General features: G+C 35.6%; 24 protein-coding genes. 7 read left to right on the plus strand and 17 right to left on the minus strand.

Annotated features, from left to right (window positions below):
* Window positions 1–10: 10 nt before the first annotated feature.
* From BUC06_RS02625 to tilS, 14 genes are all read right to left on the minus strand, one after another.
* Complete coding sequence (locus BUC06_RS02625) at window positions 11–823, minus strand: patatin-like phospholipase family protein (RefSeq protein ID WP_073329397.1); 813 nt, start codon at window positions 821–823, stop codon at window positions 11–13.
* 70 nt (window positions 824–893) lie between these two features.
* Complete coding sequence (locus tag BUC06_RS02630; RefSeq protein WP_073329400.1) at window positions 894–1676, minus strand: alpha/beta fold hydrolase; 783 nt, start codon at window positions 1674–1676, stop codon at window positions 894–896.
* Between the two features lie 119 nt (window positions 1677–1795).
* On the minus strand, window positions 1796–2320 hold the full coding sequence (locus tag BUC06_RS02635) for a biopolymer transporter ExbD (protein WP_073329403.1): 525 nt from the start codon (window positions 2318–2320) through the stop codon (window positions 1796–1798).
* 301 nt (window positions 2321–2621) lie between these two features.
* Entirely contained in the window at window positions 2622–4697 is a 2076-nt protein-coding gene (locus BUC06_RS02640; protein WP_073329406.1) for a protein-disulfide reductase DsbD family protein, read from the minus strand.
* A 51-nt stretch (window positions 4698–4748) separates the two neighbouring features.
* The gene (locus BUC06_RS02645; protein WP_073329409.1) at window positions 4749–5801 is read right to left on the minus strand and encodes an ATP-grasp domain-containing protein; all 1053 of its coding nucleotides are present in this window, start codon (window positions 5799–5801) and stop codon (window positions 4749–4751) included.
* Window positions 5776–6486, minus strand: a complete 711-nt coding sequence (locus tag BUC06_RS02650) for an NRDE family protein (RefSeq protein WP_073329412.1) — start codon at window positions 6484–6486, stop codon at window positions 5776–5778. The genes BUC06_RS02645 and BUC06_RS02650 overlap by 26 nt, the downstream gene beginning before the upstream one ends.
* Window positions 6487–6996, minus strand: coding sequence for a hypothetical protein (locus tag BUC06_RS02655; RefSeq protein WP_073329415.1), 510 nt, complete (start codon window positions 6994–6996; stop codon window positions 6487–6489). It abuts the gene before it with no gap.
* Window positions 6993–7358, minus strand: a complete 366-nt coding sequence (locus BUC06_RS02660; RefSeq protein ID WP_073329417.1) for a DoxX family protein — start codon at window positions 7356–7358, stop codon at window positions 6993–6995. The genes BUC06_RS02655 and BUC06_RS02660 overlap by 4 nt, the downstream gene beginning before the upstream one ends.
* Window positions 7359–7368: 10 nt before the next feature.
* Window positions 7369–7797, minus strand: coding sequence for a DM13 domain-containing protein (locus tag BUC06_RS02665; RefSeq protein ID WP_073329420.1), 429 nt, complete (start codon window positions 7795–7797; stop codon window positions 7369–7371).
* Between the two features lie 44 nt (window positions 7798–7841).
* Window positions 7842–8756: a hypothetical protein gene (locus BUC06_RS02670; RefSeq protein WP_073329423.1), complete on the minus strand. Its 915-nt coding sequence runs from the start codon at window positions 8754–8756 to the stop codon at window positions 7842–7844.
* A 23-nt stretch (window positions 8757–8779) separates the two neighbouring features.
* The gene (locus BUC06_RS02675; protein WP_073329427.1) at window positions 8780–9226 is read right to left on the minus strand and encodes a YHS domain-containing (seleno)protein; all 447 of its coding nucleotides are present in this window, start codon (window positions 9224–9226) and stop codon (window positions 8780–8782) included.
* An 87-nt stretch (window positions 9227–9313) separates the two neighbouring features.
* Complete coding sequence (locus BUC06_RS23325) at window positions 9314–10276, minus strand: redoxin domain-containing protein (protein ID WP_083563910.1); 963 nt, start codon at window positions 10274–10276, stop codon at window positions 9314–9316.
* Window positions 10277–10364: 88 nt separating this feature from the next.
* Window positions 10365–10919 (minus strand): RNA polymerase sigma factor, encoded by a 555-nt coding sequence (locus BUC06_RS02690; RefSeq protein ID WP_073329430.1) that lies wholly within the window; start codon window positions 10917–10919, stop codon window positions 10365–10367.
* The gene (tilS, locus tag BUC06_RS02695) at window positions 10916–12214 is read right to left on the minus strand and encodes a tRNA lysidine(34) synthetase TilS (protein ID WP_083563912.1); all 1299 of its coding nucleotides are present in this window, start codon (window positions 12212–12214) and stop codon (window positions 10916–10918) included. Before tilS ends, BUC06_RS02690 begins: the two co-directional genes overlap by 4 nt.
* 87 nt (window positions 12215–12301) lie before the next feature.
* On the opposite strand from tilS, the gene BUC06_RS02700 reads away from it, so the two are divergent.
* The 7 genes from BUC06_RS02700 (at window position 12302) to BUC06_RS02725 (ending at window position 17546) form a co-directional block, all read left to right on the plus strand.
* On the plus strand, window positions 12302–13135 hold the full coding sequence (locus BUC06_RS02700; protein ID WP_073329434.1) for an OmpA family protein: 834 nt from the start codon (window positions 12302–12304) through the stop codon (window positions 13133–13135).
* Window positions 13136–13756: 621 nt separating this feature from the next.
* On the plus strand, window positions 13757–13909 hold the full coding sequence (locus BUC06_RS24420) for a CCPGW family putative bacteriocin (RefSeq protein ID WP_123878107.1): 153 nt from the start codon (window positions 13757–13759) through the stop codon (window positions 13907–13909).
* A gap of 129 nt (window positions 13910–14038) precedes the next feature.
* Entirely contained in the window at window positions 14039–14686 is a 648-nt protein-coding gene (locus tag BUC06_RS02705) for an O-methyltransferase (RefSeq protein WP_073329436.1), read from the plus strand.
* Between the two features lie 79 nt (window positions 14687–14765).
* On the plus strand, window positions 14766–15482 hold the full coding sequence (locus BUC06_RS02710; RefSeq protein ID WP_073329438.1) for a C40 family peptidase: 717 nt from the start codon (window positions 14766–14768) through the stop codon (window positions 15480–15482).
* 17 nt (window positions 15483–15499) lie between these two features.
* Window positions 15500–15967 (plus strand): DUF1648 domain-containing protein, encoded by a 468-nt coding sequence (locus BUC06_RS02715; RefSeq protein WP_073329441.1) that lies wholly within the window; start codon window positions 15500–15502, stop codon window positions 15965–15967.
* On the plus strand, window positions 15964–16308 hold the full coding sequence (locus tag BUC06_RS02720) for a cupin domain-containing protein (protein ID WP_073329442.1): 345 nt from the start codon (window positions 15964–15966) through the stop codon (window positions 16306–16308). Before BUC06_RS02715 ends, BUC06_RS02720 begins: the two co-directional genes overlap by 4 nt.
* 5 nt (window positions 16309–16313) lie before the next feature.
* Window positions 16314–17546: a 3-deoxy-D-manno-octulosonic acid transferase gene (locus BUC06_RS02725; protein WP_073329445.1), complete on the plus strand. Its 1233-nt coding sequence runs from the start codon at window positions 16314–16316 to the stop codon at window positions 17544–17546.
* Here the strand turns inward: BUC06_RS02725 and BUC06_RS02730 are convergent.
* Genes BUC06_RS02730 through BUC06_RS02740 form a run of 3 tightly spaced genes read right to left on the minus strand, consistent with a single transcriptional unit; the run spans window position 17538 to window position 19938 of the window.
* Entirely contained in the window at window positions 17538–18164 is a 627-nt protein-coding gene (locus tag BUC06_RS02730; RefSeq protein ID WP_073329448.1) for a deoxyuridine 5'-triphosphate nucleotidohydrolase, read from the minus strand. The two genes, BUC06_RS02725 and BUC06_RS02730, sit on opposite strands and share 9 nt — an antisense overlap.
* Window positions 18164–18919 carry a glycosyltransferase family 2 protein gene (locus BUC06_RS02735; RefSeq protein ID WP_073329450.1) on the minus strand — a complete coding sequence of 252 codons (756 nt, stop codon included), beginning with the start codon at window positions 18917–18919 and terminating at the stop codon, window positions 18164–18166. The genes BUC06_RS02730 and BUC06_RS02735 overlap by 1 nt, the downstream gene beginning before the upstream one ends.
* A 23-nt stretch (window positions 18920–18942) precedes the next feature.
* The gene (locus tag BUC06_RS02740) at window positions 18943–19938 is read right to left on the minus strand and encodes an acyltransferase family protein (protein WP_073329453.1); all 996 of its coding nucleotides are present in this window, start codon (window positions 19936–19938) and stop codon (window positions 18943–18945) included.
* Window positions 19939–20020: the final 82 nt, after the last annotated feature.

Here is a 20020-nt window from a genome sequence, read left to right on the forward strand (position 1 = left end):
ATCAGATAAATTAAAGGCTCTCAATTGGGGAGCCTTTTCTATACCCTTTCTCCTCCAGTTCTTTACAGGTATATTCATAAACTTCCTGAAACATGATGTCCAGATTTTTTTTGCTGAATAAACTGAATTTCGTCATTTTAGGCGGATCTAAAAAAATATCACAGGATTTCACTTTAGAATAAACAGATTTGGCAATGGCTAGGTGAAGAATCCTGTCAAATTCCTTCATCACACTCATTTTTTTGAGTTCATCATAGCTTATAGAATTGACATGAGAAGCAATTAAAAAATCACATTTGTCAATAATAGGTTCGATAGGAAGATTATCCAGTACACCACCGTCTACGTATATTTTTTCGCCCATTCTTACAGGGGGCAGAATGAAAGGAACGCTTGACGAAGCCAGAAGAGGCGCGAAAAGTTCTCCTTCTGAAAAGAAATCTACAATTCCGTGAGTCATTTCTGTTGCAGTTACGTAAACCGGGATTTTTAAGATCTTAAAATCATTCTCGGGAAAATGATCGGTCAACAGTTTTAAAATGAAATTTGGGCTGAAGAGACCATTTTTTGACAGTTTCAGATAAGACCTCGAAAAAAAAGTAGTATGCCTTACAATGTCCATCATTTCATCCGGTGATTTACCGAAAGAATAGAAAGCGCCTACAATAGAGCCTGCACTGGTTCCCGAAATGATATGAGGTTTAAGGTTATATTCTTCCAGTGCTTTCAGTACTGCGATATGGGCAATTCCCCGCATTCCTCCGCCGGAAAGTGTAAGCCCGATGACTGGTGGTTTCTTTTTTTTGAAAGAGAATAAACTCATTGAGATAATTAATCTCTACTAATATACAAGAAATTTTGATATGCATTGTCCGGCATCTATGAATGCTTTTTTACATGACTAATTTTTTTGGCAGATTATGAAGAAGTTCTGTATTGATAATTTCTGCACAGATGCCCGGTTTCTCCCAGTGCCCGTTGTGTCCGCAGTCAAGGATATATGATTTTATATTGGTTCTGTCCGGTAGATGTTTGATAACCCTATCTGTTTTTACGGCATTATCGTGCTTTCCTGCTAAAATTAAAATTTTAGCTTCCAGATTTTCCATGATATGTTTTTTGTCCGTCCTTTCTACCATACCTTTTACCGAGGCAAGGGCTCCCAGGTTATTGGTCGAAAGAGCGGTTTCAAGAGCGGTTTCAATTTTTCCCTCGAGAATATCCCTTTCATTGGGATTGAACAGATTCGGAACTCCGGCTCTCGCATAGTGGGCAAAAGCGTCTTTGATGATTCTGTAACTTTTAATTCGCTGTTGTTTTTTCTCTTCGTCATCAGCGAAATAGGTTGAGAAAAATAAGGTCATGCTTTTAAGAGTGTGGGGGTATTTCTCTGCAAATGCCAGCGAGGCGTAGCCTCCCATAGAATGTCCCAACAGGTGGACTTTATCAAGTTTCTCATGATCTAGGACTTTTTTTACTTCATCCGCCATCAATTCCATCGTGTGAACTTCCCCTAAAATATCAGACTGACCATGACCTGGAAGATCTATTTTCAACAATGAAAAATCTTTAGAAAGATGAGGTTCCATATCACTCCAGATCGACAGGTTTTCCATAAATCCGTGAAGCAGTATCAAAGTTTCTTTTCCGTTTCCTTTTCTCTCAAAATTCAGCATGATCTTAAATATTATAACCGTTAAAAATAAATCAGAAGACAATGTCAGATTTCAAAATCAGTTGCCTTATCAAAATCAAATGTAAATAAAAAAAGAGCATTCTAAAAATGCTCCTTATCTTATTTTGTCAATTCTGTGTAAACTTTCTTTTCCCAGGGCTTTATATCGGTGATACCGTATCTTTCCTTTTTAGAGATGGCGATGTTGTCCAGAATGTCTACGAAGTTTTTATAATTGGCTTCATCTGTAGGTTTTACAATAACGGTAAAGTTTTCTGGTACCGGAGCATTTTTATAGGCTTCAGAAATAATCTTAGAGATTTTCACGCCGCTGAAATCTGTCTCCTTCAGGTTTCCTGCATTCAGATCAGTCTCGTTACTCTGATGGTAAAACACTCTGTTGTCTTTTCCCAGAATAAAGGTTACCTGATTTTTATCTCTAATGACATTATCAGTAATAGGGTTTGGATGAGGATCCTTCGCAGGAAGTCCCAGGTCCATTACATTAGGTTTTGTAAAATTGGTGGTGAACATAAAGAAAGTGATCAGTAGAAATCCCAGATCTACCATAGGAGTCATGTCTACCCGGATTAATTTTTTCTTTTGCTTCCCTCCTTGTTTTTCTTGTGCGATTACTTCAGCCATAATTCATATTTTTAAATGTTAAACGGTATTTGATGAAAGGTAAAAACCTATGATGATTTGATGGAAGCGATGCAAAGTTTATACCTAAATTGCTTAATTGTTATAAATTTTTAAAAATAAATTCCTATTTAACATAAAAATATATTTTTGTATTTTAATTTCATAACATTTTGTGACAGTTTAAGTATTTGTGTATTATTGATAAGTTGATTGATGAAACCTGCTTGCTTTTGAATAATTATATAAAAAAAGCCTTACCAAAATAAATTGATAAGGCTGTAGATGATATTGATAGTTGATCTTATTTCATTGTTTTGTAAAAATTAACGCCGCATTCCAGGAATTTTTTGAAATCTTCTTTCGGCATATATCCTGATACCGGAGTGTTGATTACTTTTCCGTCCGGAGTGATCAGAACGTAGTGTGGCTGAGAATTGTTGTTGAAATTCACCTGCTGGAATAAACTCCAACGGTCACCAATGGTTTTTACTTTTTTGATCTGTCCGTCTCCAAGATCAATTTTAGTTTTTTGATCTTCAGGAAGTTCTTCTTTGTCATCTACATAAAGAGAAGCCAGTACAACATCATTTTGAAGTATAGGAAGAATATCCGGTTCGCTCCAGACGAATTCCTCCATTTTACGACAGTTTTCACAGCCGTAGCCTGTAAAGTCTATCAAAATAGGTTTGTTCTCTTTTTTAGCGAGTTCAATCGCTTTAAAGAAATCGTGTTCAGGATGCATTCCCAGAATTCCGTCTTTCTCATCATGCAGATAACTAACATTCAGTGGAGGTAAAATTCCGCTTAATAACTGGAGTTTTGGACGCTCAGCAGGAATTAATCCCTGAATAAGGTAAATCACAAAACCAATTCCTAATGCCCCCAATATTTTTCTTGTGATAGAAATTTTCGGTTTTTTATCATCATGCGGAAATCTTATAATCCCGAATAAATATAAAGCCAGTCCTAATGCAATAATGATCCAGATGGCAATGAAAAGTTCTCTTTTTAACAAGAACGTTTTAGAAACCAAATCAGCTTTAGATAAGAATTTTAAAGCTAAAGCCAGTTCTACAAATCCAAGAACCACTTTCACCGTATTCATCCAGCCTCCGGACTTTGGAAGACTTTTTAATGCTTGCGGGAATAATGCAAGCAATCCGAAAACGATAGCCCACGCCAATCCAAATCCTGCCAATGCAAAAGTAAGCAGCATCGGAACGTTAGATGATCCAGTCACTGCACTTCCTAACAAACCTCCCAGAATAGGGCCTGTACATGAGAAAGAGACAATAACCAGCGTTAGAGCCATGAAGAAAATACCAACAAGTCCACCTGCTTCTTCTGCTTTTGAAGATTTATTGGCAATAGAGCTGGGCAGCGTGATATCATAGTATCCGAAGAAACTTCCTGCAAAGAAGATAAATATGATAAAGAAGGCCACATTCAGCCAGACGCTTGTCGAAATTTCATTGAAAATATTCCCGGCAATCCCATCGATCAGATGGAACGGAACACTTAGAAGCACAAAGATCAGAAGAATGAAAAAACCATAGATCAGTGCATCTCTTTTTCCTTTTGCTTTATTACTGCTTCCTTTTGTAAAGAATGAAACTGTAAGTGGAATCATTGGGAAAACACAGGGTGTCAGTAAGGCGATAAGACCTCCTGCAAATCCCAGAAATAAATACGTCCAGTAGTTTTCACCAACTTTTTCAACCGCAGTTCCACAATCCGTTAAAGGTTTCTGGAAATCAATGGTGGCTATTTTTAGTTGCTTGGGATCTAATTGTGAAGTTTGGGTAACCGTCACAGCTCCTTTTTCAGGATTTGTGACAACAGTTTCTATCGCTTTTACTGAATCTTTTGTAGCTTCAGCTTTTTCGTCTACAGTTTCTTCAGCAGCCCCTTTTGGCGTTACTTTTTGATTGAATTCTAAAGTGTTTGGAGCCAGACACACTCTGTCGTCACACGTCTGATACGTAATTTCTGAAATTACTTCACCAGGTTTTGTGGGGTCCTTTAATTTGAATTTTTGTTTGAAACCGGCTGCATTGGAATAAAAAACAATGGTTCCGCCAAAGGCTTCCGAAAATTCTTCATGTTTTTTACCGACTTCAGTGAATTTCCCTATCAGTTCAATATTTTTCCCTGAAACTTTATATTCAGTAGGAATTCCTGTATCCTCAGGCAGATCTTTGGAATAAATATGCCAGCCACTTTCCATCGTTGCATTCAATACAGCCTCGTATTGATTGTTGCCTAATTCATTGATGGTAAATTTAAATTTTACAGGATTTTTGATCTGTGCCGAAAATCCGAGAGTAATAAAAAAGAAAAGGAGAAACGAAATTTTATAAATCGAAGAGAATCTCATATTTTTATTTTATGTAAATACTATTATACAAAAGTAATTGTTTTTTGCAGATTAATCAACCGAAGAAATCTTCCTCAGCCTTTTTTCTATAGCCAGATTATTTTTTAAAGCTAAAAACCCCTCTTTTATCTTGAGATAAGGAAAACCTGTTTCGTGATTTTTTCTGCTGATTTCTGCCATTATTCTCCAGTGTCTGGTAATTTCTTTCCAGGCAAAAAATAAGGAATGTTTTGGGTCATACATATGGGTCGGTTCACTTTTAGCACCGTTTATCTCTATTATTTTGAAATTTTCGCCCTTTTGTAAAAGCTCCAAATTTTCGAACATCACATCCAGCCTTCCGAAATAAAAGCCATTCACTCTGGTGCAGATTTCATCTATTTTTTGTTCTAATTTTTCTGTAACTTCGGTTGAAATATCTATAAATTTTGCACCTCTTGTATGACTTCCAAATGGAATTAAAGTAATTTCTTCATTTTCAGGAACTATTTTCTGCATCTCGTTTCCCATTTTCTGTTCTATAGCTTTGATTTGGAAAGCACTTCTGGGATTTTCCATTACCAATTCTTTTAAGGTTTTTTTGCCGTTTCCTTTTACAGAAAGAAATTCTTTCTTGACCATTCCTGTGATTTTGCCCGATTTTTCGTCTGGAAAACGATGGTAAAAAATGCCGACTTCATGTAGGAAATTTATCTTTTCCTGAATTAGAAAATCGTAATCACTATTGTTTTGATAATGTTCTAATTCATCTACATCTTCAATCTGAACAACGCCTAAACCTTTTAAGCCAATATTTGGTTTTGCAATAATGGGAAAGTTTATTGGATGTGATTTTAATTCGGATAATATTTCCTGAAATTGAGTTTGTGAAGAGACAAAAAGAGTCTTCGGAATCCAGTTTTCGGGAATCAAATCGTAGATTTCTTTTTTACTTTCCATCGCCATTCCGCCATATTTTATGGAAGGATTTGCGCCGTGGAAAAATAAGAGTGTTCTTGCTTTCCAGGCACAGTAAAGCCAAACCGGAAAAAGCGGTAAGTAAATGGTAAATGTTGACCAATATTCCCAATGTGCAATCTTATGAATGCGATGTTTGAGTTTCATTTTTAAGGGATATTTTTTCAGGTTTTGAAAATGGGTTGAGTCGGTCGTTATGTTTCAATGTAATTTCGTGAGAGATTACAACTTGTGTCGTGCTGATAGTTTGTATCGTATTTTGCCTTTTTATGGTAATTCCGTTTTCCATATCGCCGCTTTTCTGATGATGAAATTCCCAGATATTATTTTCAGAAATCGTTTTGTTCTGTAAAAACGCCTGAAAAATTTGTCTTCTTTTTTCCTGTGCTTTTGCATCATACAAAGTAGCGGAAGACCATATTTGCGGACGAGTAATATCCAACATTTTAAAATGTTTTTCAGCGCCGTCCCAACGGAATTCTGCCAAATTTTTTTCCTGCAAAATAACCAAAGTAAAAGGTTCAATATTTTTCAAATCAATTAGTTGTAGGGCATTGAGAATGTTGTCTTTCACAATTAAATCTAAAACAATGAGTCCTCTACTTTTATGATATTCAGTTGTTTTACGGTGATTTTCAAAAGCTCCGTTTAATAAAATTAGAGCATTTCCGCTTTCGGAAACAGCAAACCAGGTTCCGTTTTTTGTGGCGTCTTTTGGATAAAAAACACCTTTTTCCTGATGGATTTCCTTTGCGGAACGATTGGGTTTTTCGTCCCGGTTAGAAGTCAGAATAATTTGGTCTTTCAGTGGAAAATACGTTACAGTACACATTTAATTTAGTTTTTGAGTTTCTCTGTATTGTATGGTGGAAGGTGCAATCCCAAAATTTTTGTTGAGTAAATGGCTCATTTTAATCTCGTTAAAAGCTACTTTTATCAAAGCCTGATGATGAATGCAATGCTCGATATTGTAGAGCAGTTCCCGAAAGAAATTGGTCGGGATTTCCAAAGACACATTTCCTACTGTCTGATGCATCATCAAATTTTTGTTGGGCAAGTTGATGTTGGAAAGTATTTCAGAAATAGCCTGTATAGCCTTTTCAGGATTTTTTTCCAGTTCCAGATTTCTTTGTCTTTCATCATAATTAATTTGATCCGTATGATAAGAGTTCAGTAAAATCTCCAAAAACTCAATGATATGTCTTGTATGGCCGCCAATGGTAGAACCGTCCAGAGATGGAATAGTATGAGTGTACATTTTTGCCGAAACTTTTCTCAGTAAATTCTGTTGGTCGGTAAGAATCTCATGTAAGATGACATAAACCGATTCGTCTTTATTCATACTTTACTTTTTTTAAATTTAAACAAAAGAATCACACAGAAAACAAGAACGGTAAGAGCAAGATAGAATAATTTTCCGCCATCGTTATTGGTTTCAATTCCTAAAATGAAAATGTGTGAAGTTATCGCTCCAATCATCGTTACAAATCCCAAAACAGCTCCCCAGAAAGAGGTTTTCGGGTTCAGTATCAAAACTGCTGTGATGAGTTCCAGAATACCGGAAAAAATTCTTCCAAAAGGTTCTGCGTGAAGCTTAGAAAAAATAGCGACAGAATCCGGATGTGCCGTAAATTTGAAGAATAAAGTTTGCAGTAAAATAATGGAGGGAACCAATCTTAATATCCAATTGATGTAGTTTTTCATATTTGTACAGTTATTTTTTCTCGAGTAAGGCGTAAGAAAATAAATGATTGTACTGCTGGCAATGAACGACTGCGTATTTGTACTCATCGAAATTTATTGAACCTGTAAAAGTATAGGTTTGTCCGCCATTCACAGATTTCAGTTTTCCTAAAGAAACAAATTGCGATGGTTGCTTTTCTTTGCTTACATAAACGTACAGATCAGGACCATTGCTAATCATAAAACCATCATTAAAAGCCAAAGAATAAGTTCCGTCTTTTTCATAAATTTCGGCTTTTCCATTGACGTTATTTCCATAAGGTCCCTGCATAAAGTTTCCGGAATATTTTAACGTGGCATTTTCCGGAGCCATTTCCATTAAATCTTCTGTTGCTGTGCTTTCTCTGATGCAGGAAACCAAGAAAAGTGATGCGAAAATAAAGGTGATCATTGTTTTCATAATTTCTGATGTTTTTATCTTTTATAAACTTTCTGATCGGGGAATTAAAATTTCACCCTATACTCTACATTGGCGATGAAACTTCTCGTCAATCCATCAGGTCTGGATTTTCTTACAATAAAAGGAACGCCCATATTAAGTTGAATGCCATTTCTTCTGTTGATTTCGTAATCCAGATAAACATTTCCATTAAGCGTAAGTCCTTCTGAATTATTAATCTGCAGTTCTTCATTGTTTTGATTGGTAAACCGGTCGTTCTTCAGGTGGTAAATCTGCAAAAGACTCGGGGTAAGTCTTATCTTTGAATGAATCATTAGTGGATAAGAAATCCTTAGCAAAACGTCACCGCTTCTTTTGAATTTATTAGTGGATAAAAACCCTCGCAGCTCTGAACTCGCGGGATATTGTGATGCCAGAAACTGATTATCATTCTGTGTTAATGGCTGTTGAAGAGCGGCAACCAACTGGAGTTTTTTAATCTTATATCCAACTCCTACAATCAAATCAAGCGTTCCTAAGCTGGATTGATAATCCATTGGCAACGGTATATTGTCCTTAGAATTTCCCGCGTCAGACAAAGGAACTTTTGCGCCTAATGTGAATTTTAGTTTTTCGTTAGCTCTGTAATTGGCATTCAAAAACAAATCAGAAAGTCCGAAGGTGGAAACATCGTTTCCGCTTTGTGCCAACGATGTCAGTTTTACATCAAAACCAAATTTCTCTCCAAGCTGCCTGTTGTATTCGATATAGCCTCCAAACGCAGAAATTGAATTATCTGCTTTGCCAAAGAAAATTCCGGTTTTAATCTGATTATGGTAAGCTTTTATGCTGTCATTATTATTGGGTTGAAAACTGTTAACCGTACAGAATCCGGCATCACTGCATCCTTGGGCAAATAAATAATTGCTTTGCAGAAGTAATAAAAATGCTGTTCCCAAGAAAATTTTAAATGTTTTCATAATTTTATTTTTTTTGATGAGGATTAATTAGTCAGTTTCTTCCAGTTCTGGTCTGCGCTTTTTTTCAGTTTTGCCTCGTTCTTATTCCAGGAAGAAAGGGTGTTGCTGAAAAACTTATTGTAGAACAAATGGGTTTTTCCATCAATGATTTTAAAAGTTGTAGGATTAATTTCTACTTTCTCACCATCATCTCCCATTGCAAATGCACACCAACCTCCGTAAGCCGGCTCGTATTTGGTGGGATCTTTTTTTAGGAATTCTTTGTTTTTTTCCGAAGAAGTATAATAAATGGCTCCATTTATATTAACTGCCAGTTCTTTTTTACCTTTTACGGCCTTTTTCTGTTCAATGTAGGAAACGGGGTCATAGCCTTGTATCGCCAGTTTGTCTTCTAGATTTCGGTGTTCATTTTTTTGAGAAAATGCAAAAAACGAAACCAAAAATGTCAGGATGATTATTATATTTTTCATATGTAGATATTTATTGTTTTTCATTTGTCTTATGCAAACGCAGAGTCTTTATCGGTATTTGTGTTTTCTAATAATGGCGATTTCACATTAAAGCTGTTTTAAAATATCTTCCAACGAAGCTCTTTCTTTGTAGTCAGGATTGAAATGTCTCCAGATTATTTTTTGATTTTCATCTAAAATATAAGTAGCAGAAACAGGTAGTCTTCCGGAATTATCGGAACGGCTTTTCTTGAAATCATCTCCCAATCGGTTTTCGTAGAAATCAAGCGTTTTTTTCTCGGGAGTGTAGAGAACATCAAAAAGTTCTGCAATTCTGTAGTTTTCATCATACAAAACGGAATACTGAGTTTTAGTTTTACTGATGGTTTTCTCTATAAATTCAGGTTTTTCGGGAGAAATAATGACCAATCTTGTGTTTTTAGATTGTAATTCAGGCGCAAGATTTTGAAGGCTTTCGATGTACTTATTACAGTAAGGGCACCATTGTCCACGAATGAAAACCAACACCGTTTTCTTTTTTTCCGCTGACAAAGAGAAAGTTTTATTAAATTGATCTTTCGCTGTAAAGTTGGCAATCGTTTCGCCTGCCATTTTGCCTTTTACCTCTTCCAGCGTTTTGATTTTTTTGTTCGGATTTCTTTTTTCTAAAACCGACTGTCCGATATTTAAAAATTGTGCAGCGTTATAATATCCAAAATCATACTGTACCAGCTCGCCGTTCTGGTCTAAGAAAAGAAAGGACGGATAATTAACGATTTTGAATTTTTTTGCAAGTTCTGTTCCTTCTTTTTCGGCGTCAATATAAAGACTGATGAAATTTTTATTGAAGAATTCTCCCAGCTCAGGATTCGGGAAGGTATTCTTTTTCATCAGTTTGCATGGCCCGCACCATGTAGTATACAGATCTATGAAGATAAGTTTGTTTTCTTGTTCAGCCAGTTTTTTGGCTTCCTCTAAATTTTTGTCTTGAAACTGAATGCCTGTTTTATTTTGTGCATAAAAGGAAATCGTCATCAAAAGGCAAAATCCGTAAAAAAGTTTGGTAAGCATAAGATAAAGTATTTACTATGAAGTTCCCAAAAACAAAAAAAATCACCCGATGAAAAGGTGATTTTTTATAATGTATTGATAATCAGGTTTAAAAATTATCTTCTTTTTTTATTTTTCGGATTTGTTCTACACATTTATGCTTTTGATTCTGAGCATTGTGTTTGCTGGAATACTTGTATTTTTCCTGTATTTCTTCGATGTTTTTATGTTGAATAAAAATATCATGGATGAGATTCTGGCAGTGAGAAGAGATTTCGTTGATATAATCGTTGAGCTTATCCCAATAATCTCTTTCGTTTTCTATGGCTTGGTTAATCTCTTCCTTGTTGTCAAAATAATAGGTTTCGTGAATTTCCACAAAAAAGTTTCGGTTTCTCAGTTTTTTAAGCCACAGGTTTTTAGAAATCCCGGTGACATAATTGGCAAGACAAGTGTAGGCTTTGAAATCGTCATCGTACAATTTCTCGTACAAAATAATCAAAGCATCCTGAAAAACATCTTCTGCATCTTCTAAATTTCCTTTGTTTCCAAGAACAAATTTCCGGGTGTACCCGAAATATTTTTGGTACAGAACACCAAAGGCAACATTATTGTCTTTTTGGAAATCTTCGATAGCTAAAGCATTAGTCGTTCTTTTGTTCATGTAATAGTCAGAACTTTCTCTGTGTGTTTTGTTGCCATAAATCTGCGATCCTGCCTGAAAGGAATGATTCCCAAAACGGAATTATCACAGTCCGTTAAAATCCAGATTTTTTGTCTCACTAAAATAGATATTTTTTCGTCCCTAAAAAACTTAGAAACCTTCTTTTTGCCTGAAAAACCTGTAGGATAAAACTCATCACCATCCTTTTGTCTCCTAAGTCGTAGCGGAAAGTGTAATTTTTCAACATCAAAATCCCATTCAAAATCCTTATTGATTTTTTCAATATTATTTTCCAGATTAATGACGATTTGGTTTTCGGAAGAATCAAATTTATCAATCAGAAGAATGTCGTTTGGCGTTTCTTTTTCTGCTTTTTTGTGTATGAAAATTAATTCGTCACGATCAACAACCAATTGATACTCTTTTGAGTAAAAATAGCTTCCGTTTTCTGCCGTAAATATTTTTGGAATTTCTTCCTCCTGATGGAATCCATATTTCTTTAAGATCTCAAACTGTACGAAAGCACTTTCCTTATGCAGCTTTTCTTTTGATAAGATTTTATGTTCGGGGTTAAATACGATCAGTTTATTTTCAATCTCTTCAATCTGTTTCTGTACAAAATCTTTGGTCTGGTTAAGATACAAAGAGCTTTTTTTGAAGTTTTCCAGAAATTGGTCATTCGTTTCTAAAAGTTTTGGAACGATTTCATTTCTGATCTTATTTCTTAGATAGTCACTCTTTTTATTGGAAAGGTCTTCCCGGAAATCAATCCTGTTTTCTTCGGCATATTCATATATTTCCTTTTTTGAAAAGTTTAAGAGTGGTCGGAGAATATTATGGGTTTCTGCAGGAATTCCACTCAGTCCGTTGATGCCTGAAGCTTTGGAAAGATTGATGATAAACGTTTCCAGCTGATCATTCAGATGATGCGCAGTAACAAGGAATTCCAGGTTTTGCTGCTCCTGAATTTCTCTGAAAAAATGATAGCGAAGTTCCCTTGCCCACAGCTGAATAGAGTTTTCCGGTTTTTTATCTTTTTCTGAAACTTCATACAGATGAAATTGAATATGATTTTTCTCACAAAAATCCTGAACCGTTTTTTGATCCAGATCCGAATCTTTTCCCCGGAGTTTATAATTGATATGAGCTACCTGATACATCAGCCCTAAATCCTGAAATAGAGAGGCTAAAACCATAGAGTCAGCACCTCCGCTTACGGCAAGAAGATAGTGGTGGTTTTCCGGGTTCCGGACAAGGTTTTCAAGCTGATTTTTAAAACTGAATTTTTCCAAAATGTCTGCTGAGGATTTCTTTTATGCAAAGATAATCCATAAAATTCAATTCAATTTTCCTAACTTTGATTCGTCTAAAAATGATTACTTATGAAGATTATTAAAATTTTAGGAGTTTCTGCAATGGCGTTGGGACTGACCTCTTGTGTCAGCAAAAAGCAATATGACGCTTTAAGCTCAAACTATAAGCAGTGTATTGAAAATATTGGAGAAAGACAAAGAGAGATCCAGGATTTAAAATCTCAGAATTCTGCCTTGTCAGGGGAGAATAATCTTTTAAAAAGCCAGCATGATGCTTTGAAATCATCTTTGGATGCCTGTCTTTCCAATACAGGTAAAAGTTCAGCGAATATTGACAAATTGGTGGGAGAGATCAATGCTTCCAATTCATATATCAAGCAGCTGATTTCAAACAATGCTAAAAATGACAGTCTGAACATGGCATTATCTAATAAGCTGAAAAGATCGTTGGATAACGTTACAGATGATGATGTACAGGTAAAAGTACTGAAAGGAGTGGTTATGATTTCACTTTCAGATAAAATGCTATATAAGACAGGAGATTACAATGTTCTACCTGCTGCTCAGGAAGTATTAGGAAAAGTAGCTAAAGTAATCAATGATTACGATAAATATTCTGTACTGATTGAAGGGAATACGGATAATGCACCTTTAAGTTCTCCAAATCTGCCAAGAGACAACTGGGATCTTTCTGCATTGAGAGGAACTTCCATTGCTAAAGTTTTGCAAACTCAATTTGGGGTAGATCCGGCAAGAATTACAGCTGGAGGACGCTCAGAATACAATCCTAAGGCAACCAACATGAGTGTTTCAGGAAGAGCGGAAAACAGAAGAACGGAGATCATCATTATGCCTAAGCTTGATGAGTTCATGAAACTGATGGATATTGCTCCTAAAAAATAATCAGAGCATAACAACGATAAAAAATAAATCCCGAAGTCATTCGGGATTTATTTTTTTAATCAAATTAATTCTTCTTTTTTCAATAATGAAATAATTCGTTGAAAAAATGAGTTGGATATTTCGGTCTTAGTTTTCTTAGACGAAGAATCCGCCTTGCCTTTCGGCCCTGCGGTCTTCTGATTCTCTGTGTTAATTAGTTTTCCCCCTGCATTCATTTTCTTTTTTTCTTAGTGTTTTTACCCCTTGTTCTCTGCAAATGTATAACTATGCTCAACACAAACATATCCGTATTTTCACGGTATTTTATATCGTGGTTTTCCCGGAGTGATGAGTCAATAGATACTTAATATTTCAACTTTAAGGCAAAATATAGCTGTTCATGCATGATTTTACCCAAATAATACTGGGAATTTCTTCATCTTCAAATCAAAAAACACTACCTAAAGTATAGCATGAGAGTTCAATACACTTCTGTTAAATTTAATGAGTGTTAATAGTTTTTTTATGAATTCTATTATTTATTTTAAAAGAATGTTTATATTTAAATCTCTGTAAAGAGATATAAAATACAGAGATCTCCGAAAATCTTAAAGAGTAGGAAATTAATACTAAACTAAAAATATGAAAAATTTAAAAAAACTTTCAAGAGGACAAATGAAAAATGTACAGGGTGCTGTGGGCTATTGCAACCCACAGATTATTTGTCGTGTGACTAAAGACTGTTGTCCGGGTTGGGTATGTGGTACACCAGGTGAGTACTGTATCGCCTTATAATGGACAAGAAGAACAAGCTGGAAAAAAGGAGGGAAATTGATTTCTCTCCTTTTTTATGAGATGCCGGATAGAAATAATGGATTCAAAAAGGAATTTTAAAATTATTAAATTTGTTTAAATTAAAATTTTATGAGCTTTTTTGAAGAAAAAAATCCTGAAATGGACAGGTATCTGGAAACCCATGCTTCCTCAGAACCTGAAATTCTAAAAAAACTGAGAAGAGAAACCTACCAGAAGACTACACAGCCACACATGATATCCGGATATCAGCAAGGCAGGCTTCTCACCATTGTTTCGCAAATGTTGCAGCCTAAAAATGTGCTGGAGATAGGAACTTTTACAGGCTATGCCACACTTTGCCTAACATCGGGACTTGCTAAAGACGGTAAAATAACAACATTGGATGTCAATGAAGATCTTGCTTATCTGCCGAAAAAATATTTTGAAGAAAGTGAATATGCCACACAGATTGATTTTAAGCTTCAGGATGCCAAGGAATTTTTAAAAGAAACTGATCAGATTTTTGATCTTGTTTTTATCGATGCCGACAAAGAAAATTATGCTGAATATTTCAGACTGATCAAGCCCAGAACGCAATCAGGTTCAGTAGTTCTTTTTGATAATGTTTTATGGTACGGGAAAATACTGGAAGAAAATCCAAAACAGAAATCTACACAGGTGATTCAGGAACTGAATGATTTGATCGCAAAAGACGATGATTTTGAAAATCTTATTTTACCTTTGCGTGATGGAGTGAATTTTCTGAGAAGGAAATAAGACAGGAGACAACAGATAAGAGACACCGTTTGCAGGTAAATCTGATATCTGTGGTCTGAAATCTATCATCTAAAAAATTATGAATAAAGGAATTTGTAACGTTACAGTAGCACCGGTCCGCGCAGAGAATTCTGACAAGGCGGAAATTGTTACGGAAATGTTGTTTGGCGAAAGTGCAGATATTTTGGAAGTGAATAAAAACTGGACCAAAATAAAAATGCATTATGATGGATATGAGGGTTGGATAGATACCAAACAGCTAAGACTTGTAACAGAAGAGGATCTGGCCAGAAGAAAAGTTACCGTAGTTACTGAAGATTTTTCTTCAGTATTGATGAAAGACGGAAAAACCCTTCTTTCAATGGGTTCTGAAGTGGAATTTCCGGTAGTGGCTTCGAGAAGAAGTCATGATCTCCGTGAAAGCATTGCTTTAGCAGCGAAAGAATTTCTTAATGTGCCTTATCTGTGGGGTGGTAAAAGCTTTTTTGCTATAGATTGCTCAGGTTTCACCCAGCTGGTCTACAAAATTCATGATATAAAATTACCCAGAGATACCTACCAGCAGGCAGAAATTGGCGTTCCCCTGACGTTTGTTGAAGAGAGCCAGCCCGGAGATTTAGCATTCTTTGAAAATCCTGAGGGAAAAATTATTCATGTAGGAATTATGCTGGATAACCAAAGAATCATTCATGCTTCAGGAAAAGTAAGAATAGATATCCTGGATTCTACAGGGATTTTTAACAAAGAAATGAACAAGCATACCCATAAACTGAGAGTGATCAAAAACTTACTCTAGTCTAAAATACAGTCGGAATGGAGAATATTATTTTTACAATTTTTGATATTTTTAATTTCGGATTATTGGTTTTTTTCTGGTGGTTTACGCTGAAGCATTACAAAACCCTTCCTGAAAGAATTCCCGTACATTTTGATTTTGATGGAAAGGCCGATAATTTTGGGAGCAAGAGATATTCTTTTTTGACCCCGATTCTTGGAACCGCTTTGTATTGTATGTTCATCTACTCATTAAAACATCCTGAAACAGCTAATTTTCCTGTAGAGATCACAGACCAAAACAGAGATATCCAGTTCTTGATCATGAATACATTTCTGAGATGGTTATTTACACTGATTATCCTTATTTTTATGAATGGCCAGGATTATGCGTTCAGATATTCCTCTGATGAAAGTGTTAAACCTAAAATTCCTTTACCGACGGCTATTTTATCAGTGATTGTAAGCCTGATCGTTGTTCTTATTTTTGTAGCGATATTCAAATGATACATTCCAAAGATAATTCAAAGCATTATAGCTGGGGAGACGGCTGTGACAGTTGGATCTTGAATGATTCCACCAGTCTTTCTGTGAAACAGGAAAGAATGCCTGCAGGAGCGGCTGAGAAACTACACTTCCATGAAACAGCAGAACAGGTATTCTATATTTTAAAAGGAGAAGCTAGATTTGATATTAACGATGAAAAGTTTTCAGTAAAGGCAGGAGAAAGTATTTCCGTTAAGCCTCAATCAATACATTTTGTAGCCAACGAATCTCCTGATGAAGTGGAATTTCTTGTCATTTCCAGCCCTTCTACCCATAATGATCGAATTGAAATTGAAAAATAATTAAGATGTCCTTTCTATACAACCTATTTATCCGCCTTCTCATTTTCGGAATGAAAGCATTTTCCTTGTTTAATGATAAAACTAAAAAAGGAGTTGAAGGAAGGAAACAATCTTTAGATCAAGTAAAAGCTGCGTTTTCGCCATCTGATAAGGTGATCTGGATGCACGCTGCCAGCCTTGGAGAATATGAGCAGGGACTTCCGGTTTTAGAAAAACTTAAAGAAAAATATCCGGATCATAAGATTCTGGTGACTTTCTTTTCTCCATCAGGCTATGAAAATGTTATCAAGAAAAAGCATATTGCTGATGTGATCTGTTATCTTCCTTTCGATAAAAAAAGTACGGTAAAAGAATTTATTTCTCAGTTTAATACCGAATTATTTTTTACTGTTAAGTACGATTACTGGTATCATCTTCTGGCTGAGCTTAAAATTCGTGGTGCTAAAATCTATGTGATTTCTGCCTTGTTTTATGAAAGGCAAGCCTTTTTTACCTCTTATGGAAAATGGTTTGTAAAGCAGCTTAAAAAAAATGTAGACTGGTTTTTTCACCAGACAGAATTTTCTTTTGCCTTGGCTAAAAGTGTGGGACTGAGTCATTCTTCAGTCACAGGAGATACAAGATTTGACAGGGTAAAACAGCTGAGATCCCTTGATAATCAAGTTGAATATATTTCAGAGTTTAAGAAAGATCATCAAACGATAGTTTTCGGCAGTTCCTGGCAGGCAGAGGAGAAAATGGCAACAGCTATTGCACAGAAGAGCAGAGCAGTAAAGATCATTATGGCTCCTCATGATCTGAAAAGAGTAGTACACCTGAAACAGATTTTTCCTGATGCTTTATTATACAGTGAAATTAAAAATAGTAAGTCTCAGAATCTGAGTGCTCAATTTTTGATCATCGACAGCATAGGTTTACTTTCAAAGCTTTATTCTTATGCAGATATAGCCGTTGTAGGCGGAGGTTTTCACGATGCAGGATTACACAATATCCTGGAGGCGGCAACATTCAGTGTACCGGTGATCTTTGGAAATCATTACAGAAAAAATCCTGAGGCAGACGACCTGATTGCAGCCAATGGAGGTAAATCCTTTACCGAAGAATATGCAGCAGCAGATTTCGTTTCGTTTCTTCTTGATCATCAGGAAGAGTTAAAAGAAATGTCTCATAATGCCGGGAAATTTGTTAATGAAAAACCTGATGCTGCCCATCTGATTCTTCAGAAAATTTTATCTTAAAAATCCCTGACTTTTGATATCTTTAATGATTTGGTCTATGTCATCCGGAATGTTTTCAGAGTCAAGCCAGTTCATATCCAGACCATTATTGATGCACAGTTTTTGCAGATAGTGATTTTCAGAAATTTTGGTTTGAGTTTCTCTTAAAAGTTCATCAATTTCCATCCAGTAATCCTCGTCAAGCTTTTTTGTTAATACCAGTGCTCTGAATATTTTATTAATGATATAGATATAGAGTTTATAAACATTGTCGAATCGCTGTTTGCTGAAATCGCTGTTGGAATCTAAAATTCTGTTCACCAGCAAAAGATTCAGCGAAACCTCTCCGAATTTATCTGTTGTTATTTTGATATGCTCTGTAATTTCTGCACTCAACTTTCGGATTATAGTAAGGAAATATTTTGCATTTCCCACATATTTTGAAGCCAGAACAACCTGTTCAGCAACATTCTCTTCCATTGCATTTCGTTTATCATCGGTCGTCTCCTGATCGATCAGTTCAAAATACAGTTTTTTAGACAAAAGCTTATCCTTTTTCAGGAGCCTGAAAATAAGACGGTCTTTTTCTACATTGGAAAATGCACTCAATGCTGCTTTAAACTCTTTAGAGTACTCCATTAATTGAATATTTTAGAATATTTTAGAAATCCGTTGAGAGCCCAATTGCCAGTATAATAAAGAGATTTTAAAGTAGAAAATCCCATAAAATCTTTATACACCAGGTATTGGTCTTTAATGATGTTTTTTTTCTTTCGTGAAACACTGTTTTCCCGCATCCTGTACTTGGCCATTGTCTTTTTGATAGGCATTCCTTCCGGAACTACTTTTAAGAGGTTCAGCCACATGACATGGTCTTCACGCTTGCTTTTTACGGGGAATAAAAATTTCCCTACCCTTTTAGTGTCATACATCGTAGAAACCGGGGCCAGTCTGCAGGTCTTCAGAAGATTGGAGAAGGTAACCACCTTGTCTGCCAGGAAATCCTTTAAAACAGGCTGCAACTGCTCATTACATCTTGAATAATTACAATAGACCAGCTCTGCATGGTTTTCCTCCATATAATCCGTCATGGTTTCGAGATATTCAGGATACCAGAAATCATCAGAATCAAGAAATGCAATGTATCGTCCCGTTGCTCTTTCAAGGCTATTGTTCCTTGCATTTCCGGCACCGCCGTTTTTTTCAAGAACGTTCAGCTTTATTCTGGGGTCGTTGTATTTCCTTATGATATCCACTGTATTGTCTTTGGAAAGATCATCAGTGATCAGCCATTCCCAGTTTTCATAGGTTTGGTTGAGAACAGATTGTATCGTTTCTTCAATGAATTCAGCAGAATTGTAGCAGGGAGTGATGATGGAGACCAGGTCTTTCATTTATGTTTTTACTGGGTGTAAAATTATAAAAATTTTTTCTCATAGAGATGCCACGACGCAATTCCTACTCCTATCACCACAAACATGCATACAACACTCATCAAAAAAGGATTGTAGTTGGCAAATAATCCCAGCGTTGCAAATACTCTGATAATAGGGAAGTGGAAGATATAAATACCATAGGTGAAATCTCCGTATTTCCCAAAATTATTCAGGAATTTCAGTGAATAGGCGATATATAAAACAATAATACTGATCATGATAGGCGAGAACAATTTGATATGAAGTATAAGATCGATCCAAACCGTAATGATCGCTATGATGAAAAGAACATTTTTATGTTTGATAAATTGGTCAAAATAAAAATAGCCAAGCATTCCTCCAATAAAATAACATAAGGAGCCAGGCAGTTGTTTGGAAATGGAAATTTTTCCGGCCATTTCAAAATAATTAAGAAATACCAGAGAAAGAAAGTACAGAATGATCAGGCTGATATTTCTGTATTTATTGTTTTTTCCAAATAATAAAAAAATGAGTGGGACAGCAAAATAAAAGCACATTTCAATCTTAAGTGTCCATAGAGCACCATTGACCGCTTCATTACCAAATACTCCGGGTAGGGAAGGGGCCATGAAATTCATGAAGGCAGAGTTCCACAAAAAATATTTATAAACCTGTGTATTACCAAAGTAATCAGAAAAAGAAAGCGTGCTTACTGTGCTGAGGAATACAGTGCACAGAAAAACGACAAGTAAATAGGCAGGAACAATTCTGTTGATTCTTTTCTTGATATAACTTTTCAGGCTTGAAGACCTTTCATAGCTCCTTGCGATAAGAAATCCGCTGACAATAAAAAACGAAAAAACGGCAACTTCTACGGGGCTATTGGTTAAAAATTCTAGCTGGCTTGAGTCACTTAAAGCTCCCAGGTGTCCTACAAAGACAATGAAAGCCAGAAGAACACGGATGAAGTCAAAATTATTTTTCGTTATATCCTGCATTTTGTTTTCTTTCTGCAAAAATAGTTTTTTTAATAAAATAGAGAGAGAACCTTACATTCAATATTTGTTAAATAACGGCTATTATGAGGATTAATGTTCT

The organism is Chryseobacterium carnipullorum (genome assembly GCF_900142785.1).
Lineage (GTDB): Bacteria > Bacteroidota > Bacteroidia > Flavobacteriales > Weeksellaceae > Chryseobacterium > Chryseobacterium carnipullorum.